The sequence below is a fragment of the Mesorhizobium sp. PAMC28654 genome, from assembly GCF_020616515.1.
Classification (GTDB): domain Bacteria; phylum Pseudomonadota; class Alphaproteobacteria; order Rhizobiales; family Rhizobiaceae; genus Mesorhizobium.
Genome location: NZ_CP085135.1, coordinates 2,902,602 through 2,919,498 on the forward strand (window position 1 = coordinate 2,902,602; position 16,897 = coordinate 2,919,498).

Consider the following 16,897-nt stretch of genomic DNA (forward strand, 5'->3'; position numbering starts at 1 on the left):
ACTCCAGCAGTGTAACGGATAAAACGCGTCGCGCCGAAACGGATCCAGGCGACGCGCTTTAGGTCTTTGTTTTTATGCAGGTCGTTTTCCCAAAACCGAGGTCACTTTTGGGCGACATGCATTCGATCGCGGGATCAGGCAGCCAGTCTTGCGAGTGCCCACACCATCAACGGCGAATCCGGATAGGTGAGCAGCCCGCCAAGCCCAAGCGCTATGCCATAGGGAACACCTGTCGCCTCGTTGGCGAAGTGGCGAAGAAACGGGTTATGGCCCGTAAAGGCGGACAGCGGCGATTTACGGTAGAGGAGGATGGCAAGCGTCAGCAGCCCACCGATGAACGTCGAGGCGACGAGATATTCGACGAGATGGATGTTCAGTCCCATCCAGACGGCGGTGGCCGCCAGCAGTTTTGCATCGCCGCCGCCCATGCCTCCGAGCGCGAAGAGGCCGAACGTCACGACCAGCACCAGACCGCCAGCGGCAAAATGCCAGCCATAGGCTGCCCAATCCATGCCCGTCAGCGGCGCAACCAGTGCGAAAACGACCACCAGCAACACCGGAACACGGTTGGCGATCGTCATCGACAGCATGTCGGAAATCGCTGCAAACAACATGCAAAACGGGAAGACAACGAAAATCAAGGCTTCAAGCATTGGCCGGCGCCTGTTCAAACTCAACCTGGCGCGAGCCTAGGCGTGTTCGATTAACGATTGATGATGCCGAGAATTCAAAATGGTTGGTAACATGAAACAAGGGCCGCCAATGAGGCGGCCCTTGTTCTGGATAACCACCAGAAGTCGTAGATATTAGCCGCCGGTAGCGCCGCTCACCGAAGTCGCGATCGTGCTGAACTTGGCGTTCAGGGCGTTGCCGAGCGAGCCGGCGCCGACCATGATGGCGAGTGCGATGAGAGCGGCGATCAGACCGTATTCGATAGCGGTCGCGCCGGATTCGTCCTTCACGAAACGTGCAATGAGATTAGACATTTGAGAGCTCCTACTCCACGTGTGTTACAGCACTTCCGTCAACTTCTCTTGGTGGTTGATCGGATGCTGCCAATCTAGGGAGAAGCTCTTTCGATCGGCTTAATAAACAGCCTTACCGATTCCTTTCCCGGTTCGAACATATTGCGTGGTTAACCGTGAACTAAGCACCGGCCATCGGCCTGAGTCTCGGCACGCTGGCGGCGAAAAGCACCGTTTCCTGATTCCGTGGAATGAACTTGGATGAACCGGTCGGCGCCGCGATGCCGATCCAAACACCGTCGGACGATCCGCCGCTTAACCGTTGGTTCACCAATCTCGTTCATGTTCCGTTGAACAGTTGCTGCCGTGGAGCGCTACAATGGCCAGGCCGAGATCGTCATTTCTAGTTGCCGCGCTTCTTGCCGCCCTTGTCGTGCCCGCCAAGGCCGGTGCCGGTATCGAAGTCACCATGAACCAGGCAAAGATCGTCAAATTGTCACGCGCGGCCGACACGATCGTTGTTGGCAACCCGGCGATCGCCGATGCCTCCGTACAAGATGCCTCGACGATCGTCCTGACGGGAAAGGGGTTCGGCGTTACAAACCTCGTCGTGCTCGATCAAGAAGGTAGCCCGATCGTTGACGAGCAAGTCACTGTCGTGCGGCAGGCCGCATCGTCGGTGCGCATTTACAGGCGCGCCGAAATACAGACCTTGTCCTGTACTCCTTATTGCGAAAGCTCATACAAGAGCGATGCCGAGAAGGCCTCCGAAGCCGAGATGAGCACAGGCCGGTAGGCGGCAGTCCAACCGGGAACGACGCTTCGGTTACCGGCAGCTTAAAGGGTTGCCGTCGAATTTAACGGTCATCCAAACCGGACCTCAATTGATTTGCGCTATTACTCCACCGATACGCATGAGATCGGCAGGAACGGGCATGAGCGAAGACCCCAGACCCAAGCACGGCAAGCGCAAGGGACGAACAGGACTATTTGCCCGTTTCCTTCATAACCAGCGGGGCAGCACGGCGATCGAATTCGCCATGCTGGCATTGCCATTCGCGCTTCTCGTCTTCGCCATCCTGGAGAGCTGTATTTCATTTGCCGGACAGGAAGTGATGGCCAACGCCACGGACAACGTGGCGCGCCAGTTGCGAACGGGCCAGATACGGGCGGCCAATGTGACCGATACCTCGCTGAAGCAGATGATCTGCAGCCAGATGCAGATCATCGTCGCCCAGAACTGCCCGGGGCTGCTGGTGGACCTGCGCCAATATACGACATTCGCCGACGCCGCCGCGGCCGGGTTCAGCATCCAGACCGGAGATATCGTACTGACAGGCACGTCGCCCACGACGTTCACGGTCGCTCCCGGCCCGTCAGAGTCCAAGAACATGCTGCGGGTTTTCTACAAATGGCCGATCATGACCGACTTCATGGCCAAGTCGATGGCTAATCTCAACGGCGGCAACACGCTGCATTTCGCGTCGGTGACGTGGCAGAACGAGCCGTTCGACGACTAAACTTCATCTTTGTGTGAGCAAGAAAAAGGGCACGGGCATGGTTTGTGCGGGGGCACAGGTGGTTATTGCGAGGATCTGGACAAAAGCGGCCCGCTTCCGCGCCGATCGTCGTGGCGTCGCGGCCATCGAATTTGCCTTCATCGTACCTGTCCTGCTGATCATGTACTTTACGACGATGGAGGCATCGCAAGCCATCGAGGCCAGCAAGAAGGTCAGTCGCATCGGCAGCATGGTGGCTGATCTCGTCACGCAGCAGCAGACAATCGTCAAGGCGGATATCGATGCCATCATGCAGATCGGCACCTCGACGCTTCAGCCCTACAACCGGTCGGTTCCCGATATCATCATCACGGCGATACAAGTGACGACCGATGCGACACCCAGGGTGCTGGTGGTGTGGTCGCGCAGGGTCGTTGGCGGTGTCAATGGTGTCGATGCAGCCCCCAACACCCCCACCACGGTTCCCGCCTCGCTCAAGATCGCCGGTACATTCCTGATACGTGTCCAGAGCAATCTCGCCTACAAGCCGATCATTACCTGGTCGGCGGGAGGCGAGCAGCGGCTCGGATTGACCTCGGCATTCGACTCGATAACGATGGGCGAGACCTACTACCTGCGCCCCCGCAGAAGCCAGACGATCCCCTGCGGCGATTGCTGAAACACGCTCCGCTGTCGATGCCAGAAGCAGGTTGGCGGGACTGTCCGACGCCCTGTGACCGCTTTCACGCCTTTTTGCGATGCGTTTGCCTAGCGCTGCAAACTACTGTCCGACATCATGTGCACGATGGCGACCGCCATATCGTAGTCCTTCGGAGCAGCGGTGGTGAAGCCGCCGGCGTGCTTCGTTTCCAGAAGATCATAGATATCCGGTGACATCGATTTGAGATTGGTGAGGAACACGCTGAGCCGGCGTTTCGCTTCTGGGTCAAGATCACTGCGGACAGTGTGCGGACCATATCTCAGTATGCCTGACGCCCACACCGTCTTGAGTTCGGATTTGCCGAACCCGGCCGCCTCGAGCCTTGCCTCGGTGCCACCTGTAACCTCGGATTGACCGTCGGCGGCAACCGGCGCCCAGCCGAACAGTGCATCGGCCTGGCCATCGACCAGCATCGCTTCGGCGGCCGTGGCGGAACTGGCCCGGATCATGAACGGTGCGTTTTGAGTGATCTTGACGCCTTCATCGGTCAATGCGGCTAGCGGCAGAAGAGAGCCGCCAACGCTGTTTGGCGGAGCCATGGCGATCCGATGCGCTTCGATGGCGGCAATATCCGGCACCTTGCCGCCTCGGGTCAGCAAGATGGAGCGGATGCCGACAGCACCGTCGGAATCAACCGGAGCCACAAGAGGCTCGATGCAGCCGCAACGCTGCAAAGCCGTGGCATAGGCGGTTGCCGAATAGACCGCGTATTCGATGCGGGCGTCGGCCTGCGCCTCGATCAACGCGGCGTAGTCCCGGGCAACGACAAATTCGACCTTCATGCCCAACGCCTTCGTGTAGGCGTCGGTCAATGCCGCCAGACCCGGAACCGTGTTGCCAGCACCGGGCTCGGCTACGATGCCGATGCGAAATGTGCCGATGTCGTCGCGCCAGTCGGCCCGCGCCGAACCCGACCAGGACGCACCGACAAGCATTGCCACCGCCGCATACGTCTTCAGGGGAAGTCTCATGGAAAATCCACTGCCAGTTTTCACGGATCCATGCCCATGCCGGTGCTGCCGGGAAAGAACACAGAACCACTCAGTCCTTCGGGTGACATGCATCAACCTCCCGACTATCGCGCCAAGCCGTTGCGGTTTGGTTTCCGAATTGCCAACGCCAGCACGGAACCCTATGTCTGGGTCCCTAGACAGGCAATGATGAGCCCCGATGGCGCGCGCTTTCCTTTTCGTTCTCGATTCCTTCGGCATTGGCGGCGCCGCGGATGCCGCGCACTATGGCGACACCGGCTCCAACACGTTCGGACACATCGCCGAAAGCTGCGCGCGGGGACGTGGGGATCGGCAAGGCTTGCGCGGCGGACCGCTTCTTGTGCCCAACATGCTTTCGCTCGGCCTGGACGAGGCTGCCGAAACGGCGACGGGATTCACCATCGACGGCACCGCCAGAGTTCACCTCGCCTCTGCCTTTCACGGCGCGGCGCAAGAAATTTCCAGTGGCAAGGACACGCCATCGGGTCACTGGGAAATCGCAGGATTGCCGGCCCGCTTCGACTGGGGCTATTTTCCGGACACCGTTCCCGCCTTTCCAGCCGAGCTGACCGAAGCGATGATCCGCGAAGGCAAGGTGCCGGGCATCCTCGGCAATTGCCACGCCCCCGGCACCGAAATCATCGAACGGTTCGGTGAGGAGCATGTCCGTTCGGGCATGCCGATCTGCTACACGTCTGTCGACTCCGTTCTCCAGATCGCCGCCCATGAAGTGCATTTCGGCCTGGAACGCCTTTATCAATTCTGCAAGGTGGTGCGCGGGCTGGTTGACCCGCTGAATATCGGGCGGGTAATCGCCCGGCCTTTCGTGGGCGAGACATCCGCCACTTTCGCGCGCACGCACAATCGTCGAGACTACGCCGTGCCGCCACCGGAACCGACCTTGCTGGACAGGCTGACGGCGCGCGGCAGCCGGGTCATCGCGGTCGGCAAGATCGGCGACATTTTTGCCCATCGCGGAATCTCGGAAATACGCAAGGCCGCCGGCAACATGGCGATGTTCGACAAGGCGCTGGGCGCGATGGAGGACGCTGGCGACGGCGACCTCGTCTTCGCCAATTTCGTCGATTTCGACACCGAATTCGGTCATCGGCGCGACGTCGCCGGCTATGCCGCCGCGCTCGAAGACTTCGACCGGAGGCTGCCGGAGGCTTTTGCACGGCTGAAGCCCGGAGACCTGCTCATCCTCACGGCGGATCATGGCAACGATCCGACCTGGCGCGGCACCGACCATACGCGCGAGCGCATTCCGGTCATCGGCACCGGGCCTGGTTTGAGAGGCGGTGATATCGGACTTCGAGCAACGTTCGCCGATATCGGGGAAACGGTTGCTGAACATCTCGGGCTGGCGCGCGGCCGCCATGGCACTTCCTTTTACGCGGCGATAAGTGACAATGCCTGAATTGCCCGAGGTCGAAACGGTGCGGCGTGGATTGCAGCCGGTTCTGGAAGGCGCGCGCATCATCCGCGTCGAGGCACGCCGGCCGGATTTGCGCTTCCCGTTTCCCGAACGATTTTCGGAGAGACTGGCCGGCAAGACGATCAATGCGCTCGGCCGCCGGGCCAAGTATCTGACGATGCATATGGAAGACGGGCCTGTGCTGATCTGCCATCTCGGCATGTCCGGCTCATTCCGTGTCGAAACATCCGACAGCAACGAAATGCCGGGCGTGTTCCATCATGAACGCTCGAAGAGCGCCAATCACGACCATGTCGTCTTCCATGTCGCTTCCGCCAATGGCGACCGATCCCGGGTGATTTTCAACGACCCGCGCCGCTTCGGCTTCATGTTGTTTTCGGAAGGGACCGCCAACGAGCATCCGATGCTGGCGGGACTGGGCGTCGAGCCTACCGGCAACACGCTGGATGGCGCACTGCTTTCATCGCTGCTGCAGGGTCGAAGGTCGCCGTTGAAGGCAGCACTTCTCGACCAGCGGCTGATCGCCGGCCTGGGCAACATCTATGTGTCGGAAGCGCTGTGGCGCGCCGGCCTTTCGCCCGTGCGCGAGGCTGGCACGATAGCCAAACCCGGCAAGAAGGCCCGGGAACAGAGTGACCGTCTCGCCGAGGCGATCCGTTCTGTCATTGCCGATGCCATTGCCGCCGGAGGATCGTCCTTGCGCGACTACATGCACACGGACGGCTCGCTGGGCTACTTCCAGCACTCCTTCGCGGTCTATGGTCGCGAAGGCGAACCTTGCCCCAAGCCCGGTTGCGGTGGCCACATAGAGCGCATCGTGCAGAGCGGGCGCTCCACCTTCTATTGCCGGGCTTGTCAGGTGTGAGCTAGTTGTTTTGAGCAAGGAGATGCGGCCATGACCTATGAAACCATCCTCACCGAAACACGCGGCAAGGTCGGCCTGATCACGCTGAACCGGCCAAAGGCGCTCAACGCGCTGAATTCTCGGGTCCTCGCGGACCTGGTCGCGGCAGTGACCGATTTCGGCTCGAATGCGGATATCGGGGCGATGGTCGTCACCGGCTCGGAGAAAGCCTTCGCGGCGGGCGCCGACATCAAGGAGATGCAAGCGCTCTCCTATGCCGACGCCTATATCCAGGACTTCTTCGTCGGCTGGGAGGAATTTACACGCACGCGCAAGCCGATCATCGCGGCGGTGGCCGGCTATGCGCTCGGCGGCGGCTGCGAACTGGCGATGATGTGCGATTTCATCATTGCCGCCGACAATGCCAAGTTTGGCCAGCCGGAGATCACGCTTGGCGTCATGCCGGGCATGGGCGGATCGCAACGCCTGACCCGCTTCGTCGGCAAGTCGAAAGCAATGGACATGTGCCTGACCGGACGGATGATGGATGCCGCGGAAGCCGAGCGCTCGGGCCTGGTGTCGCGGGTCGTGCCAGCCAGCGATCTTGTCGAGGAAGCCGTGAAGGCAGCTGCCAAGATCGCCGAATTTTCACTGCCGTCCGTGATGATGACAAAAGAGGCCGTCAATCGTGCCTACGAGACCACTCTTGGCGAGGGACTGCGGTTCGAGCGCCGCCTGTTCCACTCCCTTTTTGCGTTCGAAGACCAGAAGGAAGGCATGGCGGCCTTCGCTGAAAAGCGGAAGCCGAATTTCACGAACCGATAGAGCCGCGACATTGACCAAAAAGAAAGCCGGCCAGCGTTGACGCGCCGGAAAAGCTGCACTATAAGCCGCACCAACCGAGGCGGCCCCGTGGCTGCCCGTTTGTTTTTTGCGCCCTGCGGCATCCCGCATGAGCTCACCAGATCAGAAGAGAGGCATCATGGCCAATACATCCTCGGCCAAAAAGGCAACGCGCAAGATCGCCCGCCGCGCGGCGATAAACAAGAACCGCCGCTCGCGTGTCCGCACGTACATCCGCCAGGTCGAAGAGGCATTGGCCTCCGGCGACAAGGCAGCGGCACAGGCCGCCTTCAAGATCGCGGAGCCGGAATTGATGCGCGCCGCGACCAAGGGAGTTGTTCACAAGAACACCGCCTCCCGCAAGGTTTCGAGACTGGCCCAGAGGGTCAAGGTCCTGTCGGCCTAAACATCCCCTTCCTGAACTGATCTTCTTGAAACCCGGCCGTTTGAGCCGGGTTTTTTCGTTTGCCGGCAAGCACTTGAAACAAAGCACCAAAATCATGCATCGCAGGTATTTCGAAGCTCGAAATGCTTTGCCGGCATAAATATGCGGACCAATCCTCGCAGGCATTGAAAGCATCCCTGCCCGAAACGAGGGCCGGCACAAATTACCCTTACTTTTCAGATAGTTATGGATGGTGATCCACAGCTTGTTCACATCGCCTCCGGGCGATCGGGGACAAGTAGCTGTCAAGCGAATTATTTCAGAAAATTTCAGGCCGCGTGGCCTTTTTCATATTCGCCGGAAAAGGGTTTGAATCACAATGGCTTTGTCAGAATATGCCCCTGCAGCAAGGCTTCCACAACCCTCCGTGCTAACCAGATTCCTTAAAAATCGGTTAGTGGTGGCCTTGCTCTATCCACAGCGATTTCGGTAATGTCCATCCATCGAAAGGGACGGGCCTTGGGCCCTTAACCCAGCCTGAATCGGCCAGCTTAAAATTGGCGGAGTTTGTGACGCGGTCTATTCCGCGGACGGGTTGGTTTTGCCCTTTTGATACGGTAGGGGACTGGCGTAATTGTACATGGCAGATTGACGGCGCGCCGGCGCTTTATTCGCCGGACGGAGTCGTATTGCCTTAGCATGACCAACCGGACTGGCTCCAAGGGGCCGGTGCCGACCCCCGATCTACGAGGCGAGATCATCTGCCAGCGGCGGCAGAGGGCATCGCGGCAAAGCAGACGCCGGAACACGGGTGCAGGAGGCGCACTCCCGGCGGAAACAGGTACAGAAAGACAAGGAACTCGATCATGCAGAGCGGCATCGAAAGGGAGCTTACGGGCGACCTCCCATTTCCTGGAACTTTGATCAGAGGGGACGACATGACGGCTTCCAACGAGGCGGAACAGAAGTTCGACCGGGTCAAGGCCCAGTTGAAGGCGCGCCTGGGAACCGAGGTTTATTCGAGCTGGTTCGGCCGCATGAAGGTCACGGAGGCATCCAAGGGCATTGTCCGCATCTCGGTGCCAACCGCCTTCCTGCGCTCGTGGATCAACGGCCACTATCTCGATCTCATCTCCGAGTTGTGGAAGCATGAGGACCCTGAAATCCTCAAGATCGAGATCGTCGTGCGCACCGCCACCCGCCAGGGCCGCGGCAGCCCTGAGCCCGAAATGGCCCCGGCGCGCAAGATGACCAAGCAGACACAGACGGCGCTTGCCGCGGGCACGGCCGGCCCTGGCAGGGTCGAGCGCGCACCGGCCCCTCGCCCGGGAACACCGGTCGAGAGCGAGTTCCGGCACAATGTGCTCGGCTCCCCCCTTGATCCGCGCTACACGTTCGGCTCCTTCATCGAAGGGCCGTCGAACCGGGTGGCTTTCGCCGCCGCCAAGGCAGTGGCGGAATCCCAGTCGAGCGCCGTGCGCTTCAATCCGCTCTTTCTTCACGCAACGGTGGGGCTCGGCAAGACGCATCTCCTGCAGGCGATCGCGGCGGAATCGCTGAAGCAGAATCCGAAGTCGCGCGTCGTCTATCTGACGGCTGAATATTTCATGTGGCGTTTCGCCACCGCGATCCGCGACAACAATGCGCTGACGCTCAAGGAACAGCTGCGCGACATCGACCTACTCATCATCGACGACATGCAGTTCCTGCAGGGCAAGTCGATCCAGCATGAGTTCTGCCATCTCATCAACATGCTGCTCGACAGCGCCAAGCAGGTGGTGGTTGCCGCCGACCGGCCGCCGTCGGAACTGGAATCGCTGGAGCCCCGGGTCCGCTCGCGCCTCAATGGCGGTGTCGCGCTCGAAATGTCCGCACCCGACTTTTCCATGCGCATTGGCATGCTCAAGCTGCGCCTTGCCACCGCCAGGATCGATGACGCCTCGCTCGATATTTCGGAAGAAATCCTCAACCATGTCGCCCGCACGGTGACCGGCAGCGGACGCGAACTGGAAGGCGCCTTCAACCAGCTGCTGTTCCGCCAATCGTTCGAACCGCAGATCACCATCGACCGCATCGATGAGATTCTCGGCCATATCTATCGCTCCGGCGAGCCGAAGCGGGTTCGCATCGAGGACATCCAGCGCATCGTCGCGCGCCACTACAATGTGTCGAAGACCGAGCTGCTCTCCAACCGGCGTACGCGCACCATCGTGAAGCCCCGGCAGGTGGCGATGTACCTGTCAAAGGTGATGACGCCGCGTTCCTTGCCGGAGATCGGACGGCGCTTCGGTGGACGCGACCACACCACGGTGCTGCACGCCGTGCGCAAGATCGAAGACCTGTCCGGCAACGACAACACGCTGGCGCAGGAGCTTGAGTTGTTGAGAAGGCTGATCAACGACCAGGCCTGACCCGAACGGAAACACTGGAGCGGTTGGCTGGCCTGAAGCTGGTGGACCGCTCTAACTGTTTGTTTTGCCGCATTTGTGCGGACGACAAATGCTTCCATCCGGCTGCAAAATGCCCTGGCTCGCGGACTTCGGCATCTTTATCCCCAGAAAGCCCGCATGGCCGGACCGAACCGGTGGGGCGGGCTTGCGTTTGCTGGCTTTTTCCTGTCAGTTTATGCAGATTCTGAGCCTGTTCAGACCTTTCGCGGGGCGCCGCTCGCCGGGGACCCGTTTCATTCATTCAAGCGAGCCTGTTTCGTCATGCGTGTTATCCTGGAACGGTCAAATCTCCTGAAGTCGCTTAACCACGTCCACCGCGTGGTCGAACGGCGTAACACCATACCGATCCTGTCCAACGTGCTTTTGAGCGCCGAAGGCGCCAGCCTCGAAATGAAGGCGACCGACCTTGATCTCGAGGTGACCGAGGCCACGCCCGCCAAGGTCGAGCGTGGCGGAGCAACAACCGTTCCGGCGCATCTGCTTTACGACATCGTGCGCAAGCTCTCCGACGGCGCCGAGGTGATGCTCAAGACCGACGAAGACGGCAACGCCATGACGGTGACGTCGGGCCGCTCGAGCTTCCGCCTCCAATGCCTGCCGCAGTCCGATTTCCCCGAGCTCACGGCCGGATCCTTCTCGCATATCTTCCGGCTGGATTCGGTGGCGCTGAAGGGCCTCATCGAGAAGACCCAGTTCGCGATCTCCACCGAAGAGACACGTTACTACCTGAACGGCATCTACCTGCACACGCACGAGGTCGGCGGCAAGCTGAAGCTTCGCTCGGTGGCAACCGACGGCCATCGCCTGGCACGCGCCGAGATCGACGCGCCGGCGGGTTCCGAGGGCATGCCGGGCATCATCATTCCGCGCAAGACGGTCAGTGAGTTGCAGAAACTGGTTGATGATCCGAATGTGGCGGTGACCACCGAACTGTCCGACACCAAGATCCGCTTCACCATCGGCAGCGTCGTTTTGACCTCGAAGCTGATCGACGGCACCTTCCCCGACTATCAGCGCGTCATTCCGACCGGCAACGACAAGAAGCTGATCATCGACCGGCAGAGCTTCGCCGCCGCCGTCGATCGTGTCTCGACGATTTCCTCCGAGCGTGGCCGGGCGGTGAAGCTTTCGATCACCGAAGGCCAGGTGACGCTTGCCGTCAACAATCCGGACTCGGGCAGCGCCACCGAGGAACTGGCCGCCGACTATTCGTCCGATCCAATCGAAATCGGCTTCAACGCCAAATACCTGCTCGATGTCGCGGCCCAGCTGACTGGAACGGAAGCAAAATTCATGCTTGCGGATGCCGGCTCGCCGACGCTGATCCACGACATGGCGGATGAAACCGCACTTTACGTGCTGATGCCGATGCGCGTTTAGCGCCGCATCGCCGCACTCGGCTCTGTTGGGTGCCGGCTTTGGGAACGATGATTGCGGCGACTTCTACAGGCGGATAGCGGTTGCCGGAACAGACCCATATAAGTAAGCTAACACTTACGAATTTTCGCAACTACGCGGCGCTGTCAATCGATCTTGACCCCGGCGCGGTGGTTTTTTCCGGCGACAATGGCGCCGGCAAGACCAATCTCCTGGAAGCGATTTCCCTTTTGACGCCCGGGCGCGGCTTGCGCCGCGCGCCCTACGGCGATGTGGCGCGCGAGGGTGGCGACGGCGGTTTTGCGCTGCATGCACGTCTTGATGGGCCGCAAGGCGAGGTCGAGATCGGCACCGGCATTTCCGGTGGCGATGCCGCTGGCGAGGGCGGCAGGCGAGTGCGGATCAATGGCGCGACGGCACGCTCGACCGAAGACATGCTGGAATGGCTGCGCGTCGTGTGGCTGACGCCGGCGATGGACGGCCTGTTCACCGGGCCGGCCGGCGACCGCCGCCGCTTCCTCGACCGACTGGTGCTGGCGATCGATCCGGGCCACGGCCAGCGCGCGCTCGATTATGAGAAGGCGATGCGTGGCCGCAATCGCCTGCTGGCCGAGGGTTCGCGTGACGGCGCCTGGTTCGACGCAATCGAGATGCAGATGGCGGAAACCGGCGTGGCGATCGCCGCGGCACGAGCCGAACTGGCGCGCCTGCTCGCCGCCATGATCAACAGGTTGCCGGACGCCGGACCATTTCCCCAGGCCGACATAAGCATTTCGGGAGAACTGGAAAGCGAAGTGAGCGCCGCGCCGGCAGTCGATGTCGAGGAACGTTTCCGCCGGTCACTGGCCGGCGGTCGCGACCGCGACCGCGCCGCCGGACGAACGCTTGACGGCCCCCACCGCTCGGATCTCGTGGTTCGGCACCGGCCCAAGGCGATGCCAGCCGAACTCTGCTCGACCGGTGAGCAGAAAGCGCTTCTGGTCGGCATCGTGCTTTCGCACGCCCGCCTGACCGGCGAGATGTCGGGCATGACGCCGATCCTGCTGCTCGACGAGATCGCCGCTCATCTCGACAGCGGACGGCGCGCGGCGCTGTTCTCCATCCTGGAGGAATTGAACTGCCAGGCCTTCATGACCGGAACCGACGCGGCGCTGTTTTCCAGCCTGGCCGGGCGTGCGCAATTCCTCACGGTTGACTACGGCGCGGTTGCGCCAACCATTTGAATCTCCGCCGATGAGCCCCTGACAAGGTTTTTCCGCCGCTATATGGTCCGGCAATGACCCCCACCGCATTGACCGCTGAAGAAATCGAACGCTACGCCCGTCACATCGTCCTGCCCGAGATCGGCGGCACGGGACAGCAGAAGCTGAAGCAGGCACGGGTGCTGGTCATCGGCGCGGGTGGGCTGGGAACGCCGGTGCTCGAATACCTTGCCGCCGCCGGCGTCGGCACGCTCGGCATCGTCGACGATGACGTCGTCTCGCTTTCCAACCTGCAGCGGCAGGTCATCCACGGCACCGACACGGTCGGCATGCTGAAAACTCACAGCGCCAAGGCGGCAATCGCGCACATCAATCCCAACACCACTGTCGAAACGCACACATTCAGGCTGACTGCGGACAATGCCCCTGCCCTCATCGCCCGCTACGACATCGTCGTCGACGGTTCCGACAATTTCGAAACCCGCTATGCGGTGGCCGATGCCTGCGCGACGGAGAAAAGGCCGCTCGTGCATGCGGCCGTCGGCCGCTTCGACGGTTCGGTGACAGTGCTGAAACCATTCGAAGCCGGCAAGGATGGCAAGCCAAACCCAGGTTATCGCGATCTTTTCCCCGAGCCGCCGCCGCCCGGCCTGGTGCCGTCCTGCGCGGTGGCCGGCGTTCTCGGTGCGCTGACCGGGGTCGTCGGTACGCTGCAGGCCATGGAGGCCATAAAGCTGATCACCGGGATCGGCGAGCCCCTGGTCGGCAGGTTGCTGCTCTATGATGCGCTGAACGCACGCTTCGACACGATCCGCTACAAGAGAAGCTGACCCGATGAATCAAGGCGTAGCCGTATCCATCATAAGGCTTTCGACCAATTTCGAGCGCTTTGACGATGTGCTGGCGCTGATCCTCAAGGCCTTCGCCTCGATGGACGGCGTCATCGACCCGCCGTCCTCGGCGAACCGGCTCAATGTCGCAAGCCTCAGGGAAAAGGCCAGGCACGAGACGGGTTTCGCGGCGTTGCAGGACGGCAGGATCGTTGGCTGCGTCTTTGTTCTGGAACGGGCTGACGATCTCTATGTCGGAAAGCTCGCGGTTGAACCGGACCGTCAGGGTTCAGGCATCGGCAAGCAGTTGATGCAGGCCGTTGAGACGCTGGCTCGCACTCGCGGCAAGGCGGTCCTCGAACTTGAGACGCGGATCGAACTGACCGCCAATCATGCGGTGTTTGTCCGCTTGGGCTTTCATGAAACCGAACGCACCGCGCATGAGGGCTACAGCCGGCCGACCTCAATCACCATGCGCAAAGTCCTTTCGTAAGCTTCAGCTAACCATATACACCGACAGGCAGTCACGTTCGCAGCGGCAAGACCCGGTCGGGGGGCGGTGACCGTCGAAAAAGGCCCTGATGTTGATGATGACCTTTTCGCCCATGTCGATGCGGCCCTCAAGCGTCGCCGACCCCATGTGCGGCAGCAGCACGACCTTGCCCTTGGCCGCGAGCTTCAGCAGCTTGCTGTTCAACGCGGGTTCGTGCTCGTAAACGTCGAGGCCAGCGCCGGCGATCTTGCCGTCCTGGATCAGTTTGGCCAGCGATTCCTCATCGATGATGTCACCGCGCGCCGTATTGACGACATAGGCCGTCGGCTGCAGCAGAGCCAGCCGCCGCGCCGAAAGCAGATGGAAGGTCGCCGGCGTGGATGGGCAATTGACCGAGATGATGTCCATGCGGGCAAGCATCTGGTCGAGGCTTTCCCAATAGGTCGCCTCCAGCCCGTCCTCGACCGCCGGCAGGACGCGGTGGCGATTGTGGTAGTGAATCGAAAGGCCGAACGCCTTTGCCCGCCTGGCGACGGCGGTGCCGATTCGGCCCATGCCGACAATGCCAAGCCTTTTGCCCCAGATGCGTCGGCCAAGCATCCAGGTCGGCGACCAGCCGGCCCATTTCTTGTCGCCGGTCAGGACACTGGCGCCCTCCACCAACCGGCGGGGCACGGCCAGCATCAGCGCCATGGTCATGTCGGCGGTATCTTCGGTCAGCACGTTCGGCGTGTTGGTGACGGTGATGCCCTTCCTGGCCGCCGCCGCCACGTCGATCTTGTCGACGCCGTTGCCGAAATTGGCGATCAGCTTGAGGTTCTCGCCCGCCTGGGCAATCAGCGCCGCATCGATCTGGTCAGTGACGGTGGGGACGAGAACATCCGCTTCCTTGACCGCCGCCACCAGTTCGGGCTGCGTCATCGGCCTGTCCTCGACATTCAGCCGCGCGTCGAAAAGCTCGCGCATGCGGGTTTCGACGGGGTCCGGCAGCTTGCGCGTAATGACGACGAGAGGCTTCTTTTTGCCTGCCATTGTTTCCTCGTACCCCGATCTCGTTGAGACCTCTTTAACCAAGACAGGCGAAACTGAAAACCGGTCGCGGTGCCAGTTACCCATGTAACAAGCGGTTCCGCCGAAGACAAAGAAAAAGGCGCGCATGGCCAACGGGCCGGCGCCGAAAGGAACGAAAGTGTCTGGTTACGCGTCGCTTCGCCTGGCCTTCAGCGCAGCATGTCTTGGCGCTCTCGTCTATTCCCCGGTTGTGGCGGCGCAGAGCGCCGCCACAACCGCGCAGAGCATCACGCTTGGACCAAGCGGCCTGCCACTGCCGCGTTTCGTCAGCCTGAAATCCGGCCGCGTCAATTCGCGCGTTGGCCCTGGCGCCAACTATTCCGTCGACTGGATGTACATGAAGGCCGGCCTGCCGATGGAGATCATCCAGGAATTCGATACCTGGCGCCGCGTACGCGATGCGGACGGGTCGGAAGGCTGGATCAACCAGTCGCTGCTTTCAGGCAAGCGCACGGCCATCGTCTCGCCCTGGCAGCGCGGCAAGGATGCCAAGATCAACCTGCTTAACAGCCCGCAAGACGGTGCGAGGGTGGTCGCCATCATCGAGCCCGGCGTCATGGGCTCGATCAAGTCCTGCAATGGCCAGTGGTGCGAAATGACTTTCGAGGGCCATACCGGTTGGCTCGCGCAGTCGCTTGTATGGGGTGCCTATCCGGGCGAGCGGGTCAAGGACTGACCCCCAGGCGCCTGCTCTATCTCCAAGAGCATCGAGCCTTCGAGAAACCAGATTCGATTCGCGGAATTATGGTTTATCGGCCGATGCGGCCGAGATGTGTGTCCTGAAAACCGCTGGGTAGCTTGAGGCCGTAGCCCAGCGCGCGATCGATGGCGATGTGGACGATCCAGATCAAGGCGATCGCCGTTGCCATCGTACTGCCGCCGAAGTGACCGGCGAGCAGCAGCAGCACCGGCGAGATCAGGATGTGCAGGGCGTTGTAGCTGATGGCACCCAACCGAGGCCCGGCAAGATAACCGAACATCGACAGGTCCGGAGCCAGGATGAGCAGGGCAAACAGCCACCAGGAACTACCGGCAACCGCGTAGAAAGCGATTGCGGCCGCCGCGACGACGGCCCATTCGAGCCGAATCGCCAGGCTCAACGCCTTCATCGCGTGCGGATCAATCGCGGCGTTTCGGGCGCAGCCTCACCACGATGTCGACATTGGCGATCTCCATCCCTTCCGGCGGCTCCGGCAGGTTGGTGACCGTGACCGGACCATTGGCGATGTCGAAGATCCGGTTCTCGCCTTCGATGTAGAAGTGGTGGTGGTCCGAGGTGTTGGTGTCGAAATATGTCTTCGCCCCCTCGACGGCCAGGATGCGCAGCAGGCCCGCCTGAGTGAACTGATGAAGAGCGTTGTAGACCGTGGCCAGCGACACCGGCACGCCGGCGGCTATCGCCTCCTCATGCAACTCCTCGGCTGAAAGATGGCGATCGCCCTTGGCGAAAAGCAGATCAGCCAACGCGATGCGTTGACGTGTCGGCCTCAAGCCCGCTTCGCGAACCCGCTTGTCCACAGCGACATCTTCCTTCCGGCTGCCCAGATCCATCTGTTTGTCGAGCCCTTACTTCCGCCCCAAGACATGCCCACAGTGGCAAAAAAAGGGCCTCTGCCCAAACCGGACACCTGCTGACATATATTCTGTCGGCTGAATACGATCAATAGCGCGCATTGACCCGGGCAGACGGGCGGGTTAAGCGCAAACGCCGGTTTCCGGCCGGAAACAGATTGTGTTAGGAACACCAACGACAAGGGCGCGCTACCGCCCGGGACGATTACGGGGAC

18 protein-coding genes and 1 pseudogene are annotated in these 16,897 nt (G+C 61.2%); 13 read left to right on the top strand and 6 right to left on the bottom strand.

Annotation, left to right across the window (positions count from 1 at the left end):
• Positions 1 to 134: 134 nt before the first annotated feature.
• Both LGH82_RS14315 and LGH82_RS14320 read right to left on the bottom strand, forming a co-directional pair.
• Positions 135 to 653 carry a prepilin peptidase gene (locus LGH82_RS14315; protein ID WP_227349078.1) on the bottom strand — a complete coding sequence of 173 codons (519 nt, stop codon included), beginning with the start codon at positions 651 to 653 and terminating at the stop codon, positions 135 to 137.
• A gap of 153 nt (positions 654 to 806) precedes the next feature.
• Positions 807 to 986 (bottom strand): Flp family type IVb pilin, encoded by a 180-nt coding sequence (locus tag LGH82_RS14320; protein ID WP_227349079.1) that lies wholly within the window; start codon positions 984 to 986, stop codon positions 807 to 809.
• A 358-nt stretch (positions 987 to 1,344) separates the two neighbouring features.
• On the opposite strand from LGH82_RS14320, the gene LGH82_RS14325 reads away from it, so the two are divergent.
• The 3 genes from LGH82_RS14325 to LGH82_RS14335 all read left to right on the top strand — a co-directional run bounded on the left by LGH82_RS14325 (position 1,345) and on the right by LGH82_RS14335 (position 3,143).
• The gene (locus LGH82_RS14325) at positions 1,345 to 1,761 is read left to right on the top strand and encodes a pilus assembly protein N-terminal domain-containing protein (RefSeq protein ID WP_227349080.1); all 417 of its coding nucleotides are present in this window, start codon (positions 1,345 to 1,347) and stop codon (positions 1,759 to 1,761) included.
• Between the two features lie 139 nt (positions 1,762 to 1,900).
• Positions 1,901 to 2,485 carry a TadE/TadG family type IV pilus assembly protein gene (locus tag LGH82_RS14330; RefSeq protein WP_227349081.1) on the top strand — a complete coding sequence of 195 codons (585 nt, stop codon included), beginning with the start codon at positions 1,901 to 1,903 and terminating at the stop codon, positions 2,483 to 2,485.
• Between the two features lie 37 nt (positions 2,486 to 2,522).
• The gene (locus LGH82_RS14335; RefSeq protein ID WP_227349585.1) at positions 2,523 to 3,143 is read left to right on the top strand and encodes a TadE/TadG family type IV pilus assembly protein; all 621 of its coding nucleotides are present in this window, start codon (positions 2,523 to 2,525) and stop codon (positions 3,141 to 3,143) included.
• A gap of 89 nt (positions 3,144 to 3,232) precedes the next feature.
• Here LGH82_RS14335 and LGH82_RS14340 read toward each other — a convergent pair whose 3' ends face one another.
• Positions 3,233 to 4,156 (bottom strand): PhnD/SsuA/transferrin family substrate-binding protein, encoded by a 924-nt coding sequence (locus LGH82_RS14340; protein WP_227349082.1) that lies wholly within the window; start codon positions 4,154 to 4,156, stop codon positions 3,233 to 3,235.
• A 199-nt stretch (positions 4,157 to 4,355) separates the two neighbouring features.
• Here LGH82_RS14340 and LGH82_RS14345 point away from each other — a divergent pair, with 199 nt between their 5' ends.
• From LGH82_RS14345 to LGH82_RS14385, 9 genes are all read left to right on the top strand, one after another.
• Positions 4,356 to 5,597 carry a phosphopentomutase gene (locus LGH82_RS14345; protein ID WP_227349083.1) on the top strand — a complete coding sequence of 414 codons (1,242 nt, stop codon included), beginning with the start codon at positions 4,356 to 4,358 and terminating at the stop codon, positions 5,595 to 5,597.
• Positions 5,590 to 6,480: a bifunctional DNA-formamidopyrimidine glycosylase/DNA-(apurinic or apyrimidinic site) lyase gene (mutM, locus tag LGH82_RS14350; protein WP_227349084.1), complete on the top strand. Its 891-nt coding sequence runs from the start codon at positions 5,590 to 5,592 to the stop codon at positions 6,478 to 6,480. Before LGH82_RS14345 ends, mutM begins: the two co-directional genes overlap by 8 nt.
• Positions 6,481 to 6,510: 30 nt before the next feature.
• Positions 6,511 to 7,284, top strand: a complete 774-nt coding sequence (locus LGH82_RS14355) for an enoyl-CoA hydratase (RefSeq protein ID WP_227349085.1) — start codon at positions 6,511 to 6,513, stop codon at positions 7,282 to 7,284.
• 157 nt (positions 7,285 to 7,441) lie between these two features.
• Positions 7,442 to 7,708 (top strand): 30S ribosomal protein S20, encoded by a 267-nt coding sequence (gene rpsT / locus LGH82_RS14360; protein ID WP_227349086.1) that lies wholly within the window; start codon positions 7,442 to 7,444, stop codon positions 7,706 to 7,708.
• Positions 7,709 to 8,553: 845 nt separating this feature from the next.
• A complete protein-coding gene (gene dnaA, locus LGH82_RS14365) occupies positions 8,554 to 10,098 on the top strand; it encodes a chromosomal replication initiator protein DnaA (RefSeq protein WP_227349087.1) in 1,545 nt (514 codons plus the stop codon).
• A 300-nt stretch (positions 10,099 to 10,398) separates the two neighbouring features.
• Complete coding sequence (gene dnaN / locus LGH82_RS14370) at positions 10,399 to 11,517, top strand: DNA polymerase III subunit beta (RefSeq protein ID WP_227349088.1); 1,119 nt, start codon at positions 10,399 to 10,401, stop codon at positions 11,515 to 11,517.
• An 80-nt stretch (positions 11,518 to 11,597) separates the two neighbouring features.
• Positions 11,598 to 12,737 carry a DNA replication/repair protein RecF gene (gene recF / locus LGH82_RS14375; protein ID WP_227349089.1) on the top strand — a complete coding sequence of 380 codons (1,140 nt, stop codon included), beginning with the start codon at positions 11,598 to 11,600 and terminating at the stop codon, positions 12,735 to 12,737.
• 53 nt (positions 12,738 to 12,790) lie between these two features.
• Positions 12,791 to 13,546, top strand: a complete 756-nt coding sequence (locus LGH82_RS14380; RefSeq protein WP_227349090.1) for a molybdopterin-synthase adenylyltransferase MoeB — start codon at positions 12,791 to 12,793, stop codon at positions 13,544 to 13,546.
• A gap of 4 nt (positions 13,547 to 13,550) precedes the next feature.
• Positions 13,551 to 14,039, top strand: coding sequence for a GNAT family N-acetyltransferase (locus tag LGH82_RS14385; protein ID WP_227349091.1), 489 nt, complete (start codon positions 13,551 to 13,553; stop codon positions 14,037 to 14,039).
• Positions 14,040 to 14,070: 31 nt separating this feature from the next.
• On the opposite strand, the pseudogene LGH82_RS14390 reads toward LGH82_RS14385, so the two are convergent.
• A pseudogene (locus tag LGH82_RS14390) lies at positions 14,071 to 15,071 on the bottom strand (2-hydroxyacid dehydrogenase).
• Positions 15,072 to 15,228: 157 nt separating this feature from the next.
• On the opposite strand from LGH82_RS14390, the gene LGH82_RS14395 reads away from it, so the two are divergent.
• Positions 15,229 to 15,786 (top strand): SH3 domain-containing protein, encoded by a 558-nt coding sequence (locus LGH82_RS14395; RefSeq protein ID WP_227349092.1) that lies wholly within the window; start codon positions 15,229 to 15,231, stop codon positions 15,784 to 15,786.
• Positions 15,787 to 15,859: 73 nt separating this feature from the next.
• Here the strand turns inward: LGH82_RS14395 and LGH82_RS14400 are convergent, their stop codons facing one another.
• Together LGH82_RS14400 and irrA are read right to left on the bottom strand one after the other, a co-directional pair.
• Complete coding sequence (locus LGH82_RS14400) at positions 15,860 to 16,219, bottom strand: DUF4260 domain-containing protein (RefSeq protein WP_227349093.1); 360 nt, start codon at positions 16,217 to 16,219, stop codon at positions 15,860 to 15,862.
• A gap of 10 nt (positions 16,220 to 16,229) precedes the next feature.
• A complete protein-coding gene (irrA, locus tag LGH82_RS14405; RefSeq protein WP_227349094.1) occupies positions 16,230 to 16,661 on the bottom strand; it encodes an iron response transcriptional regulator IrrA in 432 nt (143 codons plus the stop codon).
• Positions 16,662 to 16,897 lie beyond the last annotated feature (236 nt).